Annotated in this window: 23 protein-coding genes; 5 read left to right on the forward strand and 18 right to left on the reverse strand. The window is 72.7% G+C overall.

Annotated features, from left to right (window positions below):
- Window positions 1–11: 11 nt before the first annotated feature.
- The 3 genes from ABD691_RS04260 to ABD691_RS04270 all read right to left on the reverse strand — a co-directional run bounded on the left by ABD691_RS04260 (window position 12) and on the right by ABD691_RS04270 (window position 2,473).
- Window positions 12–302: a hypothetical protein gene (locus ABD691_RS04260; protein ID WP_344678051.1), complete on the reverse strand. Its 291-nt coding sequence runs from the start codon at window positions 300–302 to the stop codon at window positions 12–14.
- Window positions 303–488: 186 nt separating this feature from the next.
- The gene (locus ABD691_RS04265; RefSeq protein WP_344678052.1) at window positions 489–668 is read right to left on the reverse strand and encodes a hypothetical protein; all 180 of its coding nucleotides are present in this window, start codon (window positions 666–668) and stop codon (window positions 489–491) included.
- Window positions 668–2,473, reverse strand: coding sequence for a hypothetical protein (locus ABD691_RS04270; RefSeq protein WP_344678053.1), 1,806 nt, complete (start codon window positions 2,471–2,473; stop codon window positions 668–670). The genes ABD691_RS04265 and ABD691_RS04270 overlap by 1 nt, the downstream gene beginning before the upstream one ends.
- Before the next feature lie 92 nt (window positions 2,474–2,565).
- Between ABD691_RS04270 and ABD691_RS04275 the strand changes: the two genes are divergently transcribed.
- Entirely contained in the window at window positions 2,566–2,916 is a 351-nt protein-coding gene (locus tag ABD691_RS04275) for a hypothetical protein (RefSeq protein ID WP_344678054.1), read from the forward strand.
- A complete protein-coding gene (locus ABD691_RS04280) occupies window positions 2,913–4,160 on the forward strand; it encodes a hypothetical protein (protein WP_344678055.1) in 1,248 nt (415 codons plus the stop codon). Before ABD691_RS04275 ends, ABD691_RS04280 begins: the two co-directional genes overlap by 4 nt.
- Before the next feature lie 26 nt (window positions 4,161–4,186).
- Here ABD691_RS04280 and ABD691_RS04285 read toward each other — a convergent pair whose 3' ends face one another.
- Entirely contained in the window at window positions 4,187–6,091 is a 1,905-nt protein-coding gene (locus ABD691_RS04285; protein WP_344678057.1) for a UvrD-helicase domain-containing protein, read from the reverse strand.
- Between the two features lie 389 nt (window positions 6,092–6,480).
- Here ABD691_RS04285 and ABD691_RS04290 point away from each other — a divergent pair, with 389 nt between their 5' ends.
- Together ABD691_RS04290 and ABD691_RS04295 are read left to right on the forward strand one after the other, a co-directional pair.
- Window positions 6,481–7,026: an AAA family ATPase gene (locus ABD691_RS04290; protein ID WP_344678058.1), complete on the forward strand. Its 546-nt coding sequence runs from the start codon at window positions 6,481–6,483 to the stop codon at window positions 7,024–7,026.
- A gap of 53 nt (window positions 7,027–7,079) precedes the next feature.
- On the forward strand, window positions 7,080–7,493 hold the full coding sequence (locus ABD691_RS04295; RefSeq protein ID WP_344678059.1) for an SgcJ/EcaC family oxidoreductase: 414 nt from the start codon (window positions 7,080–7,082) through the stop codon (window positions 7,491–7,493).
- 304 nt (window positions 7,494–7,797) lie between these two features.
- On the opposite strand, the gene ABD691_RS04300 is transcribed toward ABD691_RS04295, so the two are convergent.
- The 8 genes from ABD691_RS04300 to ABD691_RS04335 are packed head-to-tail and all read right to left on the reverse strand — an operon-like array spanning window position 7,798 to window position 15,105.
- Window positions 7,798–8,607 (reverse strand): inositol monophosphatase family protein, encoded by an 810-nt coding sequence (locus ABD691_RS04300; RefSeq protein WP_344678060.1) that lies wholly within the window; start codon window positions 8,605–8,607, stop codon window positions 7,798–7,800.
- Window positions 8,604–9,782 (reverse strand): alpha-D-ribose 1-methylphosphonate 5-triphosphate diphosphatase, encoded by a 1,179-nt coding sequence (locus ABD691_RS04305; RefSeq protein WP_344678061.1) that lies wholly within the window; start codon window positions 9,780–9,782, stop codon window positions 8,604–8,606. The genes ABD691_RS04300 and ABD691_RS04305 overlap by 4 nt, the downstream gene beginning before the upstream one ends.
- On the reverse strand, window positions 9,779–10,504 hold the full coding sequence (locus tag ABD691_RS04310; RefSeq protein WP_344678062.1) for a phosphonate C-P lyase system protein PhnL: 726 nt from the start codon (window positions 10,502–10,504) through the stop codon (window positions 9,779–9,781). The genes ABD691_RS04305 and ABD691_RS04310 overlap by 4 nt, the downstream gene beginning before the upstream one ends.
- A gap of 7 nt (window positions 10,505–10,511) precedes the next feature.
- Window positions 10,512–12,284, reverse strand: a complete 1,773-nt coding sequence (locus ABD691_RS04315) for an alpha-D-ribose 1-methylphosphonate 5-phosphate C-P-lyase PhnJ (protein ID WP_344678063.1) — start codon at window positions 12,282–12,284, stop codon at window positions 10,512–10,514.
- Window positions 12,281–13,393 (reverse strand): carbon-phosphorus lyase complex subunit PhnI, encoded by a 1,113-nt coding sequence (locus ABD691_RS04320; RefSeq protein WP_344678064.1) that lies wholly within the window; start codon window positions 13,391–13,393, stop codon window positions 12,281–12,283. The genes ABD691_RS04315 and ABD691_RS04320 overlap by 4 nt, the downstream gene beginning before the upstream one ends.
- On the reverse strand, window positions 13,393–13,935 hold the full coding sequence (gene phnH / locus ABD691_RS04325) for a phosphonate C-P lyase system protein PhnH (protein ID WP_344678065.1): 543 nt from the start codon (window positions 13,933–13,935) through the stop codon (window positions 13,393–13,395). Before phnH ends, ABD691_RS04320 begins: the two co-directional genes overlap by 1 nt.
- Window positions 13,932–14,354, reverse strand: a complete 423-nt coding sequence (locus tag ABD691_RS04330) for a phosphonate C-P lyase system protein PhnG (protein ID WP_344678066.1) — start codon at window positions 14,352–14,354, stop codon at window positions 13,932–13,934. The genes phnH and ABD691_RS04330 overlap by 4 nt, the downstream gene beginning before the upstream one ends.
- Before the next feature lie 40 nt (window positions 14,355–14,394).
- Entirely contained in the window at window positions 14,395–15,105 is a 711-nt protein-coding gene (locus tag ABD691_RS04335) for a GntR family transcriptional regulator (protein ID WP_344678067.1), read from the reverse strand.
- Between the two features lie 544 nt (window positions 15,106–15,649).
- Between ABD691_RS04335 and ABD691_RS04340 the strand changes: the two genes are divergently transcribed.
- The gene (locus ABD691_RS04340) at window positions 15,650–16,807 is read left to right on the forward strand and encodes an MFS transporter (RefSeq protein ID WP_344678068.1); all 1,158 of its coding nucleotides are present in this window, start codon (window positions 15,650–15,652) and stop codon (window positions 16,805–16,807) included.
- Between the two features lie 7 nt (window positions 16,808–16,814).
- On the opposite strand, the gene ABD691_RS04345 is transcribed toward ABD691_RS04340, so the two are convergent.
- The 6 genes from ABD691_RS04345 to ABD691_RS04370 all read right to left on the reverse strand — a co-directional run bounded on the left by ABD691_RS04345 (window position 16,815) and on the right by ABD691_RS04370 (window position 22,091).
- Window positions 16,815–17,825 carry a hypothetical protein gene (locus tag ABD691_RS04345; protein WP_344678069.1) on the reverse strand — a complete coding sequence of 337 codons (1,011 nt, stop codon included), beginning with the start codon at window positions 17,823–17,825 and terminating at the stop codon, window positions 16,815–16,817.
- Window positions 17,826–17,896: 71 nt separating this feature from the next.
- On the reverse strand, window positions 17,897–19,156 hold the full coding sequence (locus ABD691_RS04350; RefSeq protein ID WP_344678070.1) for a cytochrome P450: 1,260 nt from the start codon (window positions 19,154–19,156) through the stop codon (window positions 17,897–17,899).
- Window positions 19,153–19,743 carry a GTP-binding protein gene (locus ABD691_RS04355; RefSeq protein ID WP_344678071.1) on the reverse strand — a complete coding sequence of 197 codons (591 nt, stop codon included), beginning with the start codon at window positions 19,741–19,743 and terminating at the stop codon, window positions 19,153–19,155. Before ABD691_RS04355 ends, ABD691_RS04350 begins: the two co-directional genes overlap by 4 nt.
- On the reverse strand, window positions 19,724–20,077 hold the full coding sequence (locus ABD691_RS04360; protein ID WP_344678072.1) for a DUF742 domain-containing protein: 354 nt from the start codon (window positions 20,075–20,077) through the stop codon (window positions 19,724–19,726). Before ABD691_RS04360 ends, ABD691_RS04355 begins: the two co-directional genes overlap by 20 nt.
- Entirely contained in the window at window positions 20,074–20,472 is a 399-nt protein-coding gene (locus tag ABD691_RS04365) for a roadblock/LC7 domain-containing protein (protein WP_344678073.1), read from the reverse strand. The genes ABD691_RS04360 and ABD691_RS04365 overlap by 4 nt, the downstream gene beginning before the upstream one ends.
- 59 nt (window positions 20,473–20,531) lie before the next feature.
- Window positions 20,532–22,091, reverse strand: a complete 1,560-nt coding sequence (locus ABD691_RS04370) for a sensor histidine kinase (RefSeq protein WP_344678074.1) — start codon at window positions 22,089–22,091, stop codon at window positions 20,532–20,534.
- Between the last annotated feature and the right edge of the window lie 77 nt (window positions 22,092–22,168).

Genomic DNA, 22,168 nt, shown 5'->3' on the forward strand with positions numbered 1-22,168 from the left:
GCCCCCGGTGGTCACTGGGCCTGGCGGCCGCCGAGCCCCTCTTCGTCGGCATCGCGCCACAGGGCCGGGTCGTACGGGGTGTCCGGGACGAGCACCGTCTCGCCGGACGCCTGCTCACCGCTGATCCTGGGCGCGGGCAGGGAGGTGAGCTCGGCGACGTCGATGTCGAGCCGTTCGACGTCGTTGGTGATCCGCCGGACGGCCGCCACGTCGCCGTAGCGGGAGCGCAGCGCGCCGACACTGCTGCGGAGCTGTCCGAGGGCGCGCTGGAATTCGGCCAGTTCAGTCGTCGTCGAGGACATGCCGAACACCTCTCGTCTCGCAGTGGTGGGAGCTGCCGGTCCTTGACTCTGCCCCCAGACCCGCGACTGTGACAAGAGACACACCAAAGATCGTTTGCCAATTCCCCCTACCGGAGTTCCGCACAAGCCGAAGTGCCGGATGTCGAGATCGACATCCGGCACCAAGGGGGCTCCGCGCGGCGTGCGTCAGGAGTTGTCGGACAGCTCCTCTGGCTCGTCCTCCTCGTCGCGGCCACGGCGGCGGTCGCGGTAGATGATCACGCCGATGACCGCCGCGACGACGAACGTCGGCACGAAGAACGGCACCGCCGTGATGATCGGGTGGCTGGCCAGGACCAGTTCCCCGGCCAGGGCGGACACCTCCATCACGCGCTCGCCGGGCGCTGCACGAGCCCGGTGGCGCCGTGTCCCGCCCGGCGGGGCGGCTGCTCGCCGGAGACCAGCCGGTTCACCCGCTGCGCGCCCCAGCCCAGGCCGACCAGCAGCGACACCGAGCAGGCCAGCACGACCAGCGAGGCGCTGACCCACAGCCACGGCGGGACGTCCTGCTTGGTCTCGCGCTGGAGCACCTGCCACTCCGGCTGGCCCTCGCGGGTGAACTGCTCGGCCGGGGCCAGCTCCGGGAGCCCGAGCGCGGCGTCGGCGGGCATGTAGATCGGGACCGCGAGCATCGCCCGGCCGTCGTGCAGCCGGATCAGCGTCTTCCAGTTGCCGTGCAGGGGCATCGGCTCGGTCGTCCAGTAGCTGCCGTCGGGCTGCTTGCGCAGGTGGTCGACGTGCAGGCCGCCGCCCTGCCAGCCGGTCACCGCCACCCAGGCCGGATCCGCAGCGATCTCCGGCGGGTCGAACCGGACCACCGCCTGCGCGGTGCCGTCCCTGACGTCCTCCAGCGCCACGGTCGCCCGGACCCCGGCGGGCGCGGTGCCGACGAGGCCGTTGGTCACGCCCAGCGCGACCAGCACGAGCGCGCCGGTGAACAGCGCCTTCCGCGCCCGCGGCAGCTCACCGCGCAGGGCGAGCACGAGCAGCGCGCCGAGCACGCCGCCGCCGACGCCACCGGCCACGCCCATCAGCACGCCCTCGGCGACGACGTCCGGCGTCCAGGGCAGCTTGAAGGCGACCTGGGTCCACGCGTACTCGCCAGCGAACCCGGCGGTCCCGATGAGCACACCGGACACCGCGCCCATCGCCAGCGGGCGGCGGACCAGGAACAGCGCGGCCAGCTCGACGCACAGCGCCTCGACCACGTAGAGCGGGATCGCCGCGTTCAGCTCGCCGATGATCGGACCGACGAACAGCGACACCCCGCCGCGCAACAGCACGTAGAAGCCGACCGCCACCAGCGCCCCGCCGCGTCCCATCCACAGCCGGGCCGCGACCAGCGCGGCACCGGCGGCGACCGCGACCAGCAGTGCCTGGTGCACCTGCCGGAACTGGGTCACCCCGAAGTCCCACTCCGCCTGGAAAACCGAGAGCCCGACGAGCAGCCCGCCCATCATCAGCCCGCGCCGGAAGTAACCGCTCGCCCCGGAGGTGCGGTTCGCCGGCTTCGCCTCGCGCTCCATCAGAGCCAGCGCGACCAGCGACAGGCCCGCGCCGCCGATCAGCATCAGGTGGGTCGGCCCCCACAGCGTCACGTCCTGGCCGAAGATGCGGTGCCAGGCGTCGTCGAGCGGGAAGCCCAACAGCGCGTAGAAACCCGCCGCCGCCAACAGGATTCCACTGGTCGGCGCGTACCAGTCGCGGGTGATGCGCACCGATCCGGGCAGCCGCTCGGTGGGCAGCACCATCGCCAGCGTCCCGGCCGCGAACAGGCCGAAGAGCCCGAACAGGATCGGGTAGTGCGCGATGTTGGCCAGCGGTCCCTCGTCGCGGCCGTCGGTGATGTGCAGGGAGATGTCCCAGTACATCCCGAGCAGCGCGAGCACCAGCGAGCCGAAGGACAGCGCCATCGGCAGCGCGGCCCAGCCGGGCAGTCCGCCCATGATTCCGCGCCGCTCGGCGAAGCCCGCGAGCCGGGACAGCAGCCGGATGCGCCCGGTCCGATGTCCGTATCCGAGCACCAGCAGCAACGCGGTGAGCAGCGTCGCGCCACCGGTCGCGATGAGGATCTGGTCGACCGCCGCGCCTCCGGCGGGACGGACGTCAGGGCCCTGCGTCAGCCAGGTCATAGCGGATATGGAACACCAGGAGCCTAGACAATGTCACCCCCTAATGTGACATTAGCTGTTGTCAATTTTGTAACTCGCCGGAGAGGCCGATCATGATCCGCGCACGGGCGTTCGTCCCCGCCATCGCCGCTGCCCTGCTGTTCTCCGGCTGCGCAGCGGCCGAGACCCCGGCCCCGGCCGGGCCGGTCGCGGTGGACGTCGAGGTGTCCAACGGGCAGGTGCACGCCCCGTCCGACCGCGTCGAGGTGGCGCGCGGGCAGCAGGTGCGGCTGACCGTCCGCAGCGACCGCCCGGACGAGCTGCACGTCCACGGCTACGACCGGTCGGCGCGGCTGGAACCGGGAAGGCAGGCGACCATCGAGTTCGGCGCCGACATCCCGGGGGTCTTCGAGGTCGAGCTGCACGAGTCCGGTCTCGCGCTGCCCAGCCTGGAAGTCCGGTGAGCGTCGACGTCCTCGCGCACGGCCTGGGCGGCCGGACCGACCTGCCGCTCAACGGCGCGGCAGCGATCATCGGCGGCGGGATCGCGGTGGCGGTGTCGTTCGCCGCGGTCGCCAAGCTGTGGTCCAAGCCGTGGCTGGACCCCGACGCGGGCCGCCCGCTGCCCGCCTTCGCCGATTCGGCGGCACTGCGCGCGGTGCTGCGTTGGGCGGTGCTGCTGGCGTCGGTTTTCGTTGTGGCGGTGGCGTTTCTCGGTCCGGCGGACACGAACCTGAACCTCGCGCCCTGGGTGCTGTTCGTGACGTTCTGGGTCGGCCTGGTTCCGGCCAGCGCCCTGTTCGGTCCGGTGTGGAGGGTGGTCAATCCACTTCGGACGGTGCAGCGATGGCTCCCGACCCGGTCGCGCTCGCTGCCCGCCCGGCTCGGCTACTGGCCCGCCGCGGCCTGGCTGCTGGCGTTCGTCTGGCTGGAACTGGTCGCGCCGAACCGCTCCGACCCGAGGCTGGTCGGGACGGTGATCGTCGGCTACGCGGTGGTGAACCTGGCCGCCGCGGCGCGCTACGGACCGGCGTGGTTCGAGCGCGGCGACGGCTTCGAGGTGTACTCGACGCTGATCGCGCGGCTGTGCCCGGTCGGCCGCCGCGGCGACGGGAAGCTGATCCTGCGCAACCCGCTCGCCGGACTCGTGCAGGAGCGCACCGAACCGGGGCTGGCCGGGGTGGCGTGCGTGCTCATCGGGGCGACCGCCTTCGACGGCCTGACCCGCACGACGTACTGGCAGGCAGTGCCCGGCTCCGGCGATATCCGGGTCGCCACCCTCGGGCTGGCCGCGTCGATCGCGGCGGTGTCGGCGCTCTACGCGGGCGCGATGCGCGCGGCGTCCCGGGAGGTGTCCGGCCTGCCCGGCCTGTTCGCGCCGACCCTGCTGCCCATCGCCCTGGGCTACGCGGTCGCGCACTACTTCTCGTTCTTCCTGCTGGAAGGCCAGATGCCGGTCCTGCTCGCCGCGGACCCCTTCGGCGCCGGAACCGCTCCGCGCGTGGACTACCGGCTCGTCTCCCCCGAACTGGTCGCGATGGTCCAGATCAACGCCATCGTGCTAGGCCACATCGCCGGCACCGCCGCCGCGCACGACCAGGCCCTGCGGCTGTTTCCGCCCCGGCGGGCCCGGCGGGGCCAGCTGCCCGTCGTGGCCGCGATGGTGCTGCTGACCTGCACCGGGCTGCTGCTCCTGCTCTCGGGGTGAGGTTCAGGGAGCTTTCGGGGTGAGGTTCAGGAAGCCGGGAACCCGACCCAGACGAAGTCGCGAGCGCGGGTGATCGCGACCAGGCGCGCCCGCTGCCCGCGCTCGTGCCACTCGCTGCCCCGGTCGGCATCCTTGGGCGGTTCCGGCACCAGCACCGCCTGGAACTCCAGCCCCTTGGCCCGGTACACCGTGCCGACCTTGATCTTCTCGACCGGTTCGCCGTCGAAGTCCTCCAGGTCCATCACCTCGAAGCCGGCTTCCCGCAGCACCCGCCGCCAGTGCACCGCCTGGCCGTTCTCGAAGGTCAGCACCGCGACGGCGGAACGGGGCACGTCGGCGAGACCCCGCAGCGCCGCGAGCAACGCGTCCTCGTGCCCGGCCCGGTCGCCGCGCCACGACAGCGCCTGTCCGCCCCGGAAGGTCGCGACCGCCTCCCGCAGCAGCACGCCGACGTCCCCGTCGAGGTCGTCCACCTGGTTGGTGGCGTCGAACCTCCTCGCCATGTCCAGGACGCGCGAGGCGTTGCGGTAGTTGGTCCGCAGCACCTCGCCCCGGCCGCGGACGGGAATCCCGGCATCGGACAGCCGCCAGCCGCCCGGGTAGATCTGCTGCTGGCCGTCGCCGACCAGCAGCAGCCCGTTCGGGCCGTCACCGGCGACCTCGCGCAGCAGGCGCAGGCCGATGAGCGTGATGTCCTGGACCTCGTCGACGACCACGGCGGCGTACCGGGCCGGTTCGCGCCGCACCTCCGCCAGGGCTTCGCCGAGCAGGTCGTTGAAGTCGTGGAGCCCCCGCTCGGTCCGGATCCGCTCGTACTCCTCGAACAGCCGCCACATCAGCTCGCGGTCGGCGCGGTCGAGGCGCCGCGCGCGACCGGTCCGCAGCACCGCCTGGTACTCGTCCAGCCCGGCGAGCCCGCGGCCCTTGATGACCCGGTCGACCTCCTCCCACCAGTAGTCGTCGTGCGGATCGAGCTCGCTGAGCCTGCTCGACCGCCCGACGCGCGCCCAGGCGAGGGCGAACGCGCTCCGGGCCTGCTTGTGGTCGACCCTGAACTCCCTGCCGCGCTCGCGCAGCAGGTTCAGCGCCCACGAGTGCAGCGTGCGGAACTCCGCCCGCTGGGCCAGTTCCGGGGCGAGCCTGCGGAACTGGCGCTCCATGATCGGCGGCAGGTTCCGCGCGTAGGTGGTGAACAGCAGCGGCCCGGTCGTCCGCTTCCCGAGGTGGACCATCCGGTGCAGGGCGACCACGGACTTGCCCGTTCCGGCCGGGCCGCTGATGCGCGCGGGCCCCTGGTAGTTGCGCCGCACCATCCCGAACTGGGTGTCGTCGAGGAAGGTCAGCCAGGACTCGAACGGCCCGGCGAGCGCGGCGTCGAAGCGGTCCTGCCGCACCTCGGCGACGTCGAAGAGCTCGGCCTCGTCAGCAGCCGCGGACTCGTCGGGCAGCGTCATGGGCCGGTAGCGGGTGCTCCGGGATTCGAGGTGTTCGGCGAGCGCCCGCGCGTCCCGCTTGCCGAGGCGGCGCTCTCCCCGGAGCAGGACGCGATCCAGGTCCGACGCGGGAACGGCCAGGTGGTCGCGTGCGCGGGCGGTGGGCCGGTGCTCGGCGGGAAGGACGACCACCGGGCGCACGACAGCCTCGCTGACGTTGTTCTCGCGCACCTTCGCATCGTGGAACAGACGGCCTGCCTCCCGCAGCTCCGGCACCTCGTCCGGTTCCTCGTCGCGCAGCGCCACCGCGAGCACGCCCATCGGGCCGATCAGCAACGCGTCCGGGCCGCCGTCGTCCGGGTGCAGGTAGGTGTGCCAGCCGCGCCGGGTTTCGACCAGGAACCGCGCCAGCACCTGGCGCTTCCACGCGGGCAGGCCGGCGAACCCGCCGAGCGCCTGCTCCGCCCGGCGCCGCAGCCTCTCGTCCCGATGATCCATCCGATGACCCCCAACACCCGGTGAACGACCGACGTGGATCACGTTATGGATCGGCGCCGCCGATGGCCACAAGATCACCCGAATGCCAGCATGGCTCCACAGTGGACAGATTCCGTGGGGTGCCGACTCGATTGCGGCTGGTCGAGGCGCTGTCCTGCTCGTTCACCACCTGCGCGATAGGTGCGCGTTCTGGAACGAATCCACCGCGGAGAGAGGCTCCCAACCGGTCCGCGTGCTCAACCGGGTCGCGGCCCCGGTTGTCGGCAACGTCGTCCGAACCGGCACGATCCAAGAAGCAGTGACGATCCGCGCTCCGGACAGATGTCCCCGGTGCAACGCACGTCCGGCTTCGCACGACGACTGAGACCACCTGACCAGCGGAAGGCTTCGTGGCACGCCTGATCCACCTCAACGGCCCGCCCGGCATCGGCAAGTCGACCCTCGCCGAGCGCTACGCCGACGAACACGTCGGCGTGCTCAACCTGGACGCCGACCGATTGCGGGTCTTGGTCGGCGGTTGGCGCGAGCGGTTCGCCGAGACCGGTGCGCTCGTGCGGCCGATCGCCATGAGCATGGCCGCGACGCACCTGCGCGCCGGGCACGACGTGGTCATGCCCCAGTTCCTGGGGCGGTTGAGCGAGATCGAGCGCTTCGAGCGGGTCGCGCACGACAGCCGGGCGGAGTTCCGCGAGGTCGTGCTCATGGACACCGCGGAGCGGTCCGCGGCCCGCTTCCTGCGCCGTGGCGAGCAGGGCCGGCACCGGTGGGTCAAGGAGGCCGTCGAGCGCGACGGCGGCCCGGCGCTGCTGGCCGAGATGCACGACCGGTTGACCGCCGTGCTGCGGGCCAGGCCCGATGCCGTTGTCGTGCGCAGCGCGGAGGACGAGGTCGAGCAGACCTACCGCGCGCTGCTCCGGGTGTTGACCTCCAGTTGAGTCGAACTTCTAGCCTGCGATGGACACCACGAACAGCGCAGGGGAGAAACACCATGACCGACCGCCCGAACACCCAGGACTTCCCCTCCGCTGAGGCGGACGTGCAGGAGATCACGGCGCTGATCACCGCCATCGAGACCGGGTTCAACGACAAGGACCCCGCCGTCCTCGACGGGGTCTTCGCCGCCGACGCGGTCGTGGTCGCCCCGGACGGCACGATGCTGCGCGGCTGGGACGAGCTGTTCGCCTACCACAAGACCCGGCTCTCCGGCCCAGCCAACGGGTGGCGGATCAGCACCAGCGTGCTCGACGTCGGCTTCCTCGGCGCGACTTCCGCGATCGTGCAAGTCCGGCAGGACATGACGACCCCGGACGGCGGGTTCAGCAACCACGGCACCGCTGTGGCGAAGAAGGTCAACGGCGTCTGGTGGCTCTGCTCCTTCCACAACACCCGCATCGTCGCTTGAGGCCGCGCGGTGCCGAGGGCTGCCCCGTTCCCGAACGCCGGTCCGGGGCGGTCTCCTCCTTGCCGGGGCGGTGGTCATCGGCGCCGGGCATCCGCAGGACCTGAGCGCCGCCCCCGATCACCCCAGTACGGCCGAGGCGATCTCCTCCTTGCCGGAGCGGTTGGTCATCGGCGCCTGCCATCCGCGCGATCTGAGCGCCGCCCCGTCACCCCAGCACGGCCGAGGCGATCTCCTCACCACCGAAGCGGTGCTGGCCTGGCCACCGACGCCCAGCTCTCCTGGCCCCACTGAGCCCCGCCCCCGATCACCCCAGAACAGCCCCGGCGATCTCCTCCGCCAGCCGCGGCGTCGCCGCGACCACGCCGGACCAGCGGCGGGTCAGGTCCGGGTCGATCTCCAGCGCCCGCCCCCGCACGTCGAGCACCGCGCCGCCTGCCGCGGGCACCGCGACCATCGCCGCCGCGAGGTCGACGATCCGGTGCGTGTCCGAGCCCGCGTCGGCGAAGGCGTCCGTCGAGCCTTCGGCGACCAGCATCGCCTCCAGGCAGCTCGTCGACAGGATCCGCACCCGCGCCGCCCGCGAGGTCACCCGCCACCACGCCTCGCGGTTGCGCGGGTGCGGCCGGAGCAGGCTCACCGCCGCGCCGTCGAGCTCGCCGCGACCGCTGGTCCGGTACGGCGCGGGCGCCCCCGCGACCGCGTGCCAGCACCGGCCCGTGTCCAGCCAGCACGTCAGCGCCTCGACCGGTGTCCCGTCCCGCACCAGCGCCCCGGCGAACGCCGACAGCGGCACGCCCGCGGCGGCGTTGGCCGTGCCGTCGACCGGATCGGCGACGAGGGTGACGGCCGAGCCACGGTCGACGAACCCGATCTCCTCGCTGAGCAGGTTGATCCGGTGCGCTTCGGCGACCTCCGCGATCGCCGACTCCACCAGCAGGTCCAGCCGCATCGACGCGGTGCCGTCCGCGCCGACCGCCGTCTTCTCCGCCAGCTGCGCGTGATCGTGGCGTTCCCGCGCCGCGCGGAACGCGTCCGACGCGGCCTTGGCCGCCTGCGCGAGCACCGGGTGCGCGACGGTCGGGATCACCGGGTCCGCCACCGGCCAGCCGATCACGCCGCACCTCCCAGCACCGACCGGACCCGCGGCCACGGCGATCCCGGCTCGACCAGCACCAGGTCCGCCCGCAGTCCGGGCTCCAGCCGCCCCCGGTCGGCGAGCCCGGCGACCGCGGCGGGCCCGGCGGTGACCAGCGACGCGGCCGCGGGCAGCCCGATCCCGTCCGCCAGCAGGAACGCGGCGGCCAGCAGCCCCGACGGCAGGTAGTCCGAAGCCAGCGCGGTCACCAATCCGCGGTCGACCAGCTCCCGCGCCGAGACGTTGCCGGAGTGCGAATGGCCGCGCAGCACGTTCGGCGCCCCGGCAACCACCGGCATTCCGTGCTCCCGGGCGGCCGTCGCGGCGGCGAGCGTCGTCGGGAACTCCGCGACGGCTCCGCCGCGCGTGCACAGCGCGGCGACCTCCTCGGCCGACTCCGGATCGTGCCCGAGCAGCCGGATCCGCCCGGCGCGGGCGAGTTCGCCCAGCCAGGCCAGGTTCCGGTCGCGGACGTCGGCCTGCGCGGTGCGTTCCGCGATCATCTCGGTGACGTGCCGCTCGGCCTCCCGCTCGGACATCCCGTCGGCGCCGACGAGGTAGCGCTCCATGTTCCTGCGGTCCGCGTACTGGCCGATGCCTGGTGTGTGGTCCTCGTGCGAGACCAGCGGAACACCGTCCACAGTGTCCAGTTCCGCGCGCAGCGCTTCGGCGCCCTCGGTGGAACGGACGTCGAGCCGGTAGAGCACGCGGTGGTCGACCGGGCCCGGCTCGTGCGCCCGGACGGTCGCGCACAGATCACCCGCCGAACCGACCGTGCGCTCGGTGCCGCGCGAGGTCTTGTGCTGGAACGCCGCGCCGTGGAACACCGTGGTCACGCCCGCCGCCGAAAGCTTTCCCTGCATCGACAGCAGCGCGAAGTCCCACGGCAGAACCGCCGAGGGCCGCGGCATCCGCTCCCGCTCCAAGGCGTCGCTGTGCACGTCGACCAGCCCCGGCAGGCACAGCAGCCCGCCGCCGTCGACGTCGCAGGACGCGCCGGGCGGGTGCGGTTCGACCGCCTCGATCCGGCCGTCCCGCACCGCGATCCGGCTGTCCTCGGCGATCCGGTCCGGCAGCACCGCGCGCACGTGCCCGAGGACGTAGTCGGCGGGCGGCGCGCCCAGCGGCCAGCTCGTGCCCAGCGCCGCGCTCATGCCGCCAGCACCTCCTCCGCCGATCCGGCGCGCACGATGCGGCCGTCGGCCATCGCCACCACCCGGGTGGCCAGCCTGCGGATCGCGTCCAGGTCGTGGAAGACCGCCAGCACCGCGACGCCGTCGGCGGCCAGCGAGGCGATCAGCTCCAGCGCGCGTTCCCGGTTCGCCGGGTCCAACGCGGACACCGGCTCGTCGAGCAGCAGCAGGCGGGGCGGGCGGACGGTGCCCGCCGCGAGGTTGACCCGCTGCCGCTCGCCACCGGAGAGCACACCGCAGTCGACGTCCCACAGCGCCTCGTCGAGCCCGAGCCGCCGCAGCGACCCGGCCGCGGCCTCGCGGGCCTCGACCCGCTCCAGCCCGCGCCTGCGGGCCGCCGCCGCGACCACTTCCCAAGGCCCGGTGCGGGGAGGCGCGGAAAGGAACTGGGAGACGTAGCCGAGCTCGCGCCCGCGCAGCCGCGCCAGCTCCCGGTCCGGCAGGCCGACCAGGTCGACCGGACCGTCCGCAGTGTGCAGGACGATGCTGCCCTCGTCCGGCAGGTAGCTGCGCTGGGTGCAGCGCAGCAGGCTCGACTTGCCCGCGCCGGAGGGTCCGGCGATCGCCACGTGCTCGCCCGCCGCGACGTCGAGGTCGACGCCGCGCAGCGAGACCGTGGTCCGCCCGTCGATCGTGTGCAGGGTGAAGGTCTTGCGCAGTCCGCGGATCGTCAGCACGTCCACAGCGGTCTCACCTCCTGGCGGCTGCGACCAGCCGCTGGGTGTAGGGGTGATGCGGGTCCTGGAAGAGCTGGTCGGTGAGCCCGCGCTCGACCACCCGGCCCAGCTGCATGACCAGGCTGCGCTCGGTCAGCGCCTCGATCACCGCGAAGTCGTGGCTGACCACCACGGCGGCGATGTCGCGCTCGCTGAGCAGCCCGCGCAGCAGGTCGAGCACACCGGCCGCGACCGAGGCGTCCAGCCCGGTCGTCGGCTCGTCGAGCAGCAGCACCGGCGGTTCGGTGGCCAATGCCTTGGCGATCTGCACGCGCTGGCGCATGCCGCCGGAGAAGGTGCCGACCGGATCGTCCATCCTGGACAGCGGGACTTCCACGCGCTCAAGCAGTTCCGCCGCGCGGTCGCGGATCCGCTGGTAGCCGCGCCAGCCCGCGGCGGTCAGCCGCTCGGCCACGTTGCCGCCCGCGGTGACCCGCAGGTCCAGCCCGGCGGCCGGGTCCTGGTAGACCACGGCCATCGTGTCGGCCCGCAGCCGCCTGCGGGCCTTGGAGTCGAGCCCGAACACGTCCTGCCCGGCCACCTCGACGTGCCCGCTGGTCGCGGCCTCGTCGCCGATCACGCAGCGCAGCACGGTCGACTTGCCGGAGCCGGACTCGCCGATCAGCCCGAGGGCCTCGCCCGGGGCGACGTCGAAGCTGACATCCCACGCTGCCACCACCGCGCCGGTCTCCGGGCTGATCGCGGTGCCGTGCTCCGGCCCGGTCCCGGCAACCGCCGTCGCACCGCCGGGGCCGTGCACCTTCCCGATCCCCTTGACCGTCAGGATCGGGTACCGGGGATCCCTCGGCGTGCCCGGCCGTTCCGAAGGGCTCGCGGCTCCGGCTTCTCCCAGCAGCGACAGCGGATCCGGCAGCGCAGTGGTGTCGCCGGCCGCGAAGCGGGTGCACCAGTCGGAGTCGCTGCACACGTAGGAGTCGCCCGCCTCGACCAGGAAGCTCGAATCGCAGCCGCAGTACTCGCAGCTCGCCCCGGGAACCCGCTCGATCTCGAACGGGATGTCGTCGAAGGTCAGCGGCGCGACGTCGGTGTGCGGCGGGATGGCGTAGATGCGCTTCTCCCGGCCCGCCCCGTAGAGGTTCAGGTGCTCGCACTGGTGCAGCTTCGGCACGTCCCAGCGCGGGACCGGGCTGGTCGCCAGCACGTAGCGACCGCCGACGAGCACCGGGTAGCCGGTCGACCTGGTGATCACGCCGTTGCGGACCACGTCCTCGTAGAGGCTGACCCACATCGCCGAGTAGTCGTTCTCGGCGTGCATGCGGGCGCACTCGGCGACCGACTTCTGCACGCCGCGCAGCGGTTCCGGCACCGGGACCTGGTAGACGAGGACGTGCTCCGGTCCCAGCGGTTCCTCCGGAATCCGGTGCCTGGTCTGGATGACCGTGGCCTCGCGGGTGTCGGTGCTGCTGGCGCAGCCGGTCGTCGCGGCGATCATGCGGCGCAGGTTGACCGCGTTGACGCCGCCGTCGTCGCCCTGGTCGATGACCTTGACGGTGTCCTGCTCGCCGATCACGCCGAGCGTCACCTGGAGACCACCCGATCCCCAGCCCCGCGCGACCGGCATCTCGCGGGAGCCGAAGGGCACCTGGTACCCCGGCACGCACACGGCGGTCAGGGCGGCGCGGCGGATCTCCCGCTTCGCGCCCTCGTCGAGGAGGCCCGCCGGGGCGGCCCCGGTGTCTGCCCCGGCCAGGATCTCGGCCACCGGGGCGCTGGTCAGCGCGGTCATCGGCACTCCTTCCCGAACGGCTCGGGCAGCCGGCCGCCCGGCGACCGCCTGGCGAGCTTGCGGTCCACCATGGACCGGAACGTCACGTAGTGCGGCAGCTTCAGGTGTTCCAGGAACCCGCCGGAGTCCAGGCCGTCGGTGGTCAGCAGCAGCAACTGCTCCAGCGGGCTGTCCGGTTCCGCCCGGCGCCATGCGATGTCGAGGTTGGCCATCGCGATCGCCTTGCGCTCGTTGTGCCCGAAGCACAGGCCGTAGCCGACGTCGAACTTGGTGCGGTCCTCGTCGGCGCCGTCCAGGTCCTCGATGCCCTCGACCTCGGTGGCCCGGAACTCCCCGATCCGGACCGGGTTCCCGGTGTGCGGGTGCAGCACCCGCACCGGCAGCCTGCCGTGGCGCACCTCGCCGAGGGTGACCTCGTGGATGTCGCCGTCCGGGCCGAGGATCGAGCGGTACCAGAGCCCGATCAGCGCGCCGGTCTCCGCTCGCGCCATGCTCGACAGCACGGCCGACCGGGCGGCCGGCGGACGGGCCGCGCGGCGGGTGATGTCGAAGGGTTCCGGATCGTCCTCGGGTTCGCCGTGGTCGACGGCCAGGTCCTGCTCCCGCAGGAACTCGTAGAAGCGGCGCGGCATTTCCCGCTCCGGCAATTGACTGTCGACTGTGGACTCCGATGGTTCCGGCTGCCCTTCGGGGGGTGGTTCCGGCGGCCCGTCGGGGCGTTCCAACAACCGTCCGGTGTAGTCGGTGGTGCGGCCCAGCAGCTGCGGGCCGTCCGGAGTCCGGTGGGCCGGGACGACCCGGCGCAGCACCACCATCTCGTCCGGGTCGACCGGTTCGCTGCGCGCGAGCCGGGGCAGCGTCGACCGGTGGGCGCGCACCAGGTGCGCGGCCTCCAGCGCGTCGCCCTCGGCCTGCCGGAACGCGTCGGCGGCGATCCGCTCGTCGTAGAGCCCCGCCTCGCCCATGATCCGGTCGACGGCGAGCCGGAACCGCAGCACGATCTGCCCGGTGCTCGCCCACTCCGCCCGCGCGTGGTCCCGCGACCTGCGCACCAGCCGCTCGGCGGCCAGGATCGCGTCCATCCCGCCGCGCACACCCGCGTACCCCATCAGACACCTCCCTCGACTCGGGTGGACCTCGGCAGTCCGGTGATCCGCCCGTCCTTGGTCGCCAGCACCAGGTCGATCCCGGCGGGGAACTCCCCTGCCAGCCGCTCGCGCTGCGCGGCGAAGTCCGGCGGGAGCCCGGTGATCCGCAACGTCCGCTCCCCCGGCACGCCCGGTCCGCTCAGGCGGTATTCCGCGCCCTCGCCGAGCTCGGACACCGACAGGCACACCAGCGCGCCGTCCTCCGGCGCGGCGCTGCTGCCGGTCCGGAAGCCGCTGAGCTCGTCCAGCGGCTCCAGCACCACGGCCAGCCGCGCCTGGCCGCGCCCGGCACTGGGCGCGGAGGTCACCGTTCGCACGACGTCGGCCCATTCGCCGCCCTCGACGCACACCGGCGTCTCCAGGTCGGCGAGGGCCAGCACCGGCAGGAGCGCGCTCGGCGCGGTGGACTCGGGCAGCCGGGACACGGTGCCCGGCCGGGACAGGACGTCCAGCACCGCGCGGAAGACCCGCTGCGACTGCTGCGCCGTGAGCGGCGCGGTCATGTCAGCTCCTCGAATTCGACGATGGTGGGGGCGAGTTCGGCCCATTCGGCGGCCTCGGCCGCCTCGCGGCGCGCGGTGACCCGGCGGCACAGCGCGTCGACCTCGGCGGCGACCGGGTGCCCGGATTCCGCCGCGGCGTCGAGGATCGCCGCCGCGAGCGTGGCGGGGCGGTCGTCGCCGAGGCGCATCGCCCAGCCCCGGACGCCGTCCAGCTCGACCTCCGCCCGGCAGGCGAGCAGGTCGCCCAGCAGGAACCGCTCGCGGGCGATCGGTTCCCGGACCTGCACCGACACGCACCCGACCTCGGGTGCGACGAGCACGGCCGGCCGCGGCCCCTCGGCGAGGCAGGTGTCGGCGAGCCCGATGACCTCCTCGGCTTCGGCCACGGCGAGCAGCGCGGACCGCTGTTCCCTGTTCATCAGTTCCCCTCCGCCCGTTGGCGATCTCCCGTGCGCGACCTCAGCAATCCAGCTCCACGACGATCCGTTCCGCGTCCGGCCGCGACCAGGTCCGGCTGAACAGCACCGGACGACCGGTGTCCGCGTCCTTGCTGAGGCTTTCCACCAGCCACACCGGCCGGTGCGACTCGGTCTCCAGGCCCGCGGTGACCTCGTCGGGAGGCAGCGCGTAGCTGACCCGGCACCACGCGCGCACGGGCCGCACCTTCGCCATCTGCCGCAGGATCGCGTCGACCGACTCGACCGCGTGCACCGCGTTGTCCAGGTCCGGCAGCACGTCGGCCGGGATCCACTCGTTGGACCAGCCGGTCAGCAGCTCGTCGACGTAGTACTGGCGGACCAGCATGCTCGCCGGGGCGCCGTCCGGACGTTCCAGCCGTTCGGCCTCCCCGGCCGGCAGCGCGCAGCGCCGGACGTCGCGGACGACCGAGCGCGGGGTCGCGCCCGCGTCGCGCACCGTCTGGTGCCACGACGGCGCCTTGCGCTGCGAGATGACGTAGTCGATGCGGCGGTTGACGAACGTCCCCGCTCCGCGCACCCGCCGCACGAGCATGCGCTGCTCCAGCTCCTGCAAGGCGGCGCGGGCCGCGGCGCGCCCCACCCCGAAGCGGGTGGCGATCTCGTGCTCGCTGGCGACCCGGCTGCCCGCCGGAGCACCGGCGAGCTCGGCCGCGACGGTGTCGGCTATCTCCAGATACCGGCTCCTGACCACGGCGAACAGCGTGTCCGGCGAACTTGTCCGCACAACTTCGGCCGGGTCAACGGGCCGAGCCCCGGAGGTGAACAGCCGTCCAGGTTGTCGGCGTGCCCAGGTTGTAGCTGATGGCGTCCTTCGCCGCCCCGCTGCCGATCGCGGTGATCTTTCGAACTGCTCGGCGTTCCCGTCGAGGAACGGCCGGATTTCCGCGCGTGGACGGACGAAATGCTCGCACCGTCCACACCGGACATTACGACTGCGGCGATGCGGTCGCTGCACGGCTTCCTGCTCGCCGAGCCCACGCGCCGGCGGCCGTCGTTCCGCGACAGCGGCCCGGTCGAGTTACCTGCCCGCCTGGCCTGACCTGCTGCGTTTGACACCACCTCGTCCGCTCACCTAGACAAGTGGTTTGACCAATAATCTGGGGAGGTTGGCGGATGCACCCGCTACGGAACTCTTGCGGCGAGGTCGTCGAACTCGACGCGCTCAACAGGCCGGCACACTCGTCCCGCAACACCGCGCGAAGAAGGCGCCCGGCGACCAGCGGCCCGAGAAGGCCATGACCGCACCCGGCACGATGACCGCGAAGCCGCCGCTGGCGCTGTCGGCGGCGTCGTTCGTCAGCACGTTCGACCGCTTCGCGGTGACGCCGATGCTGGTGCTCATCGCCGCCGGGCTGGGCGCGCCGCTCGCTGCCACGGTCAGCGTGGCCAGCGGCTACTTCCTGGCCTACGGCGTGTCGCAGGCGGCGTGGGGCGTGCTTTCCGACCGCTACGGGCGGATCCGGATCATGCGGCTGACGCTGCTGGGCGCGGCGGCCGCCGGGGTGGTCTCGGCGCTCGCACCGGAGCTCACCTCGCTGATCGTGGCCAGGATCGCGGCGGGCGCGTGCTTCGGCGCGATCATCCCCACCTCGCTCACCTACGTCGGTGACACGGTCGCCCAGCAGCAGCGGCAGCAGGCGCTCTCCCGGCTGGTGGGCCTGATGGCGATCGGCACGGCGCTGGCCACTGCGCTCAGCGGCGCGCTCGCCGACCTGGTCCACTGGCGCGCGGTCTTCGTCCTGCCCGCGCTGCTGGCGGTGCCGTGCTCGTTCGCGCTGCGCGGGCTCCCCGAACCGAAGCTGCCCGAGGTCACCAGCCTCCGCACGCACGTGACCGCGGTGCTGCGCAACCGCTGGGCGCTGGTGGTGTTCGGACTGGCGTTCGTCGAGGGCGGCGTGCTGCTGGGCACGATGACGTTCCTCGCGTCGGCCCTGCAACACCACGGCGTGGAGGCGACCGCAGCGGGGTTGGCGACCGCCGGTTACGGCATCGGCGTGTGGGCGTTTTCCGCGCTGCTGCGCCTTGTTTCGCAGCGGTGGCCGGTGTGGCTGCTGATCGTCGTCGGCGGGGCGCAGATGTGCGCCGGGTACGTGATCGTCACGGCGCACGTCGACATCACGACAGTCGTCATCAGCACGTTGCTGCTCGGCGGCGGCTGGTCGTTCATGCACTCGTCGTTGCAGACATGGGCGACGTCGGTCGCACCCACAGCGCGCGGAACCGCGGTGTCGATGTTCGCCTCGGCGCTTTTCGGCGGCTCGGCCGCGTCGGCGGCCGTGGGCGGGCTGCTCGTCGAAGACGGGCAGTACCCGCTGCTGTTCGGCGCGACCGCCGCCGTCGGGGCGGTGCTGACCACCGTCGCGGCGCTGGCCCGGCACCGGTACCGGCCGTGACCCGCGGTCAGCCCCCGCAGTCGACGCAGGACTCGATCTGGAGGACTTCGAGGCCGTCCGCCCCTGCCATCAGCTTCGCGCGGTAGTTCCCGTTCTTGGGCGTCGTCAGGCGTTCGGAGAACAGCCCCTCGTGCTCGAACGTCGCGGCATAACTTCCGACCACCGAGATCAGACCGGTGCCCGGATCGAACTGGCGCCTGGTGTTGAGCGCCGGATCTCCCACCAACGACCACCGCCCGTCGTCGGTGGCCGGTGTGTTCCCGATGCCGGAGACCGGGCACTCCGGCCCCATGGGCGACCGCGGCGTTGCCACGCAGCGGTCGAACGCGGCGCGCAGCACCCGAGCCGCCTCCTCGTCGCGGACGCCGGGATCGCGTTTGAGGACCGGGTGCGGGGGTTCTCCCTCGCGGGCCTTCATGCTCAGCAACCCGGTTCCGTCCTGGGAGACCTCCGCGAGGTAGGGCGCTTCCACGGTGTAGAACGAAGAACCCATCACGTCCTTGTAGGCAACTGTCATCACCGCGGTGCCGTACACGTGGAAACGGCTTTCGTGGTAGACGATCCGCGCGCCGTCCTCCGGAAACCCGTGCAGCTTCCACTCGACGTCGCTCACCTCGGACCCCGGCGAGGACTCCGCCTGCGGGCAGTTGGCGGGTTCGAGGACCACGGCCCGCGCGCACGAGCGGAGGCCGTCCACGACGGTCGCGAGGACGCGGTCCGCCTTCGCTCCCGGCGGCCACGGATCGCTTTCGTCCGGGATGTCGCTGCCACGGCCGCACATCGACACGAGCAGGACGATCACGATGAGCACGATCACCAGAACGGAACATCCGAGGCATCCGAAGAACGCGTCGGTGTCGTCCGAAGAGCTGTTCTTGGCCGAACTCTTCGAGGACGCGGTGTGCAGGTTGATGTTGCCGTGGACGTGGCCGATCTGGAACGCGTTGCCCCTGACGTTCCCGTTCAGCTCGTTCCTGGTGCCACCCGACTTCCCGCTGTTCTCGCCGGCATCGGGCACCGCGCGTCCTCCATCCAGTGACAACCAGACCCGAGCGAGTTTAGCCGTTCACCCGGCGGAGAACTCCCGTTTCACGCCCGCCGCGCGTAGCTGGGCGTGAACCGCGCGGGAAGCGCCTCCAGGCCGCGGATCCACGCCGACTCCCGCCAGACCAGGTCGGCCGGATCGACGTCGAGCAGCAGGTCCGGCAGCCGGTCGAGCAGCACCTCGATCGTCGACTTGGCGATCACCTCGGCGATCTCCGGTGCGGGGAAAGGACATCCGTGCTCCCCGTAGCCGTAGGCGAGGTGCGCGTGGTTGCCCGCGGTGCGGGCGCTGGTCCGCTCCGGCCACACCTGCGGGTCGGTGTTGGCCCCGGACAGCCCCAGCACCAGCAGGTCCCCGGCCCTGATCTGCCTGCCGCCGAGCCGGGTGTCGCGCACCGCCCAGCGCCCCAGCACGTTCGGCGACGGGGTGTCCTCCCACAGCACCTCGTTGAGCGCGTCGCTGACGCTGCGGCGCCCGCCGGAGAGGTTCAGCGCGAACCGCTCGTCGGTCAGCATCAGGCGCAGGGTGTTGCCGATCCAGTTCGCGGTCGGCTGGTGCCCGGCGGTCATCACCACCAGCAGGTCCTGGATGAACTCCTCGTCGGTGAGCCCGGCCGGGTGCGCAAGCAGCCTGGACGGCACATCAGGTCCGGGACGGGCCCGCTTGACCCGCATCAGCAGCTCGACCGTGCCGCGCAGCCGCTGGTAGGCGTGCATCGACTCGGCCGCGCCGTCGATCACGTTGGCCAGGTCGGTGGCCAGTTCCCTGGTCTGCGGCTCGGGCATGCCGCACAGGTCGGCGACCACCAGCAGCGGGATCCGCTCGGCGTAGTCGGCCACCAGGTCCGCGCGGCCGCTGCCCGCGAACGAGTCGATCAGCTCGTCGGCGATCCGCTCGCACTTGCCCCACAGCTCGAACTGGTCCACCTCGGCCAGCGCGTCCCCGACCGCGCCCGCCCTGCGGTCGTGCTCGGCGCCCTCGGAGACCAGCACCGACGGTTCCACGCCGATCCACGGCCACAGCGGCCAGTCCGGCGGGATCCGGTCCCACTGGTTCCACCTGCGGGAGTCGCGGGCGAACAGCTCGGTGTCGCTGGTCACCTGGTGCACCTCCCGGTAGCCGAGCACCAGCCACGCGGGCAGGTCGCCCTCCAGCAGGATCGGCACGACCGGCCCGTGCTCGCGGCGCATGTCCCGGTACAGCACCTTCGGGTCCTGCCGCATCCGCGGCCCGTGCAGCCGTTCCGCGCCGCGCACCGGGCACTCCCCCGGCGCGTCGGACTTGGGCCACTCGACCTCGGTCATGCGCTCCGCTCCCCCGTCGACGACAGCGCGAACAGGTGCTTGACCAGCGTGAGCAACACCGCCTTGCTGGACTCGCGGCGGCGCGCGTCGCAGTCCACCAGCGGGATGTCCGCCGGCAGGTCCAGCGCGCCGCGCACCTGCTCCAGCGAGTGCTGCGGCGGCTCGAAGTTGTTCCTGGCCACCACGAACGGCGTCCCGTGGTGCTCCAGCCGGTCGATGGCGTACCAGGAGTCGGCCAGCCGGTGGGTGTCGACCAGCACCACCGCGCCCAGCGTGCCGCTGAACAGCTGGTCCCACAGGAACCAGAACCGCTCCTGGCCGGGCGCGCCGAACAGGTACAGCACCAGCTCCTCGTTGATGCTGATGCGGCCGAAGTCGAAGGCGACCGTGGTGGTGGCCTTGCCCGGCACGCTGTCGTCGACCCCGAGCCCGGCCCGGGTCATGGTCTCCTCGGTGCTCAGCGGCCGGATCTCGCTGACCGAGCGGACCATCGTGGTCTTGCCGACGCCGAACCCGCCGACGATGACGATCTTCACCGCGTCGGCGGCGGTGCTGCGCAGCGGGCGGTCAAAGCTGTTCGAGTCCAACAAGCACCTGCTTCAGGGTTTCGGGGTCGGGCAGTCGGGTGGTGGCCGAGGACGGGTGGCGGGCGGTGACCCGGCCGCTGTCGAGCAGGTCGCAGAGCAGGATCCGGACCACGCTGACCGGCAGGCCCAGCTTCGCGGAGATCTCCACGACCGCCACGGGTCCGCGGCACATCCGCAGGATCTCGGCGTGCTCGGACTGCATGCCCGCGACCGGTTCGCTCTCGGCGACGATCAGCGTGACCGCGTCCAGCCTGCACGCGGCGGCGCGGCTGCGGCCGCCGGTGACGATGTAGAGGCGGTCGGGATCCTCGCGGTCGAGCTCGCCCCGGCTCATGGCATCCGGGGAGCTGCGCTGAGGTACTCGCCGATCTGCTCGACGAGCTCGTTCATGTTGTGGCCGATCGCGCCGACCTCGGCGTCGTCGGCGGCCACCACCGCCAGGTGCGCGCCCTCCCCGGCCTCGACGATGAACAGCAGTCCGCCGTGGAACTCGGTCATCGACTGCCGGACCCCGCCGGTGCCGTCGCCGAACTCGACGGAGGCGCCGTAGGACAGGCTCTGGATGCCCGAGGCGATGGCGGCCAGCTGGTCGGCCTGGTCGATGGTGAGCCCGCCGGTGTGGCACAGCTTCAGGCCGTCCTTGGACAGCACCAGCGCGTGCCGGGTTCCCGGGGTGCGCGCCAGCAGGTTGTCCAGCAGCCAGTCGAGATCGAGTTCAGTGGTGTTCATCGCCGGTCCGGGACGGCGGGACCGTCCCTGCCTCCAATCTGTCGTCCGGTGCGGACTGCTCACCGGTCTTCGTGCTGGTCGCTGTCGAGGATCTGGCCCGTGCGGGCCTGGCGGAACGCGGTGAAGCGGGCGGCGGTGTCCGGTCGCGGCTTCGACGCGGGCCGCTCGGGCTGCTTCGGCGCCGCCGCGAGGGTCTGGCCACGGCGCCGCCGGGGCAGTTCGAACGGGGCGTCGGCGGGGCGGGGCTGCGAGGCCGGTTCGGAGGTGGAGTCGGCTTGCGGGGCCGGTTCGGAGGTGGAGCGGGCTGCCTCCGGTCCGGATGCGGTGCGGGCTGCTTCCAGTTCCGGCGTGGAGCGGGTCTGCGAGGCCGGTTCGGACGCCGAGCCGACTGCTTCCCGTCCGGATGCCGTGCGGACTGCTTCCGAACCGGACGCGGAACCGGCCTGCGGCGACGGTCCGGACGCGGAACCGGCCTGCGATTCGGGTTCCGGCGCGGACCGGGCGCCGGCGCGCCTGGCCCGCGGTTCCGGCGCGGGCCAGGCCTCGGTCACCAGCTCGCGCGGGATCAGCACGACGACGCCGGTGCCGCCGCGCGCGGACGGGCGGAACGACACGGTCAGCCCGTGCTTGCGGGCCAGGCAGCCGACCACGGCGAGCCCGAGCCGGGTGCCGGAAAGCGTCGTCAGGTCCAGCGGCTCGGACGACACCGCCCGCTCCGCGCGCCGCAGCGCGGCGGGCTTCATCACCAGGCCGCCGTCCTCGATGGTCACCGCGATGCCCGCCTGCCCGTCCTCGACGTAGACGTGCACGTTCTCCGAGGGCGGCGAGAAGCTGGCGGCGTTGTCCATCAGCTCGGCCAGCGCGTGCATGACGCCTTCGGCGGCGTAGCCCGCGATCGCGGCGGTGCTCGCCGAGTGCAGCTGCACCCGCGGGTAGTCGCGGATCCGGCCGACGGCGCCGCGCAGGATGCTCTCCATCACGATCGGCTTGGTCCAGCGGCGGCCGGAGCGGGAACCGGTGAGCACGGCGATGCTGTCGGCGAGGCGGCCCGCCTGCGCGATGCTGTGGTCGATCCGCAGCAGGTCGCCCAGGACTTCCTCGTCGTCGTGCCGGTGCTGCATCTCGCGCAGGTCGGCGAGCATGCTGGTCGCCATCGCCTGGACCCGTCCGGCGGCGTTGGCGCAGGCGCCCATGGTCGCGGCGCGCATCCGCTCCCCGGTGCCGATCTCCACCGCCGCCGTGCGCAGGATTCGTTGCCGCGGCCCGTCTTCCGGCAGGTCGATCTCGGCCAGCGCGGTGTCCGGGGACGCGCCCTCGCGCAGCCGCCCGACCAGCGCGGGCAGCGTCTCGTCGGCCATCCGCTGCACCTCGGCCTCCAGCGCGGCGGTGCGCTCGCGGGCGCGGCGGGCTGCCAGCTGCCAGTACGCCGCGGCGGCCGACGCCACCGACAGCAGCAGCGCCGCCGTTCCGGCGCCGTAGGCCACCACGAGCTGCTGCGCAGCGGGTGCCAGCAGCGTCGCGACCAGGCTTGCGGCGCCGGTGACGACAGCGGTGGCGAGCAGGACCAGCAGGGCCCGCCGGATCGGCGAAGCCTTGCGGGCGGTGGAGCGTGGTGACATCGATCTTCGACCTCGGGGGAGCGGTGCGGGGATCGGAGAGGTGATCTTAGTACGACGGTCGGGCTATCCCTAGTGCT

This window comes from Saccharopolyspora taberi (genome assembly GCF_039534165.1).
Lineage (GTDB): Bacteria > Actinomycetota > Actinomycetes > Mycobacteriales > Pseudonocardiaceae > Saccharopolyspora_D > Saccharopolyspora_D taberi.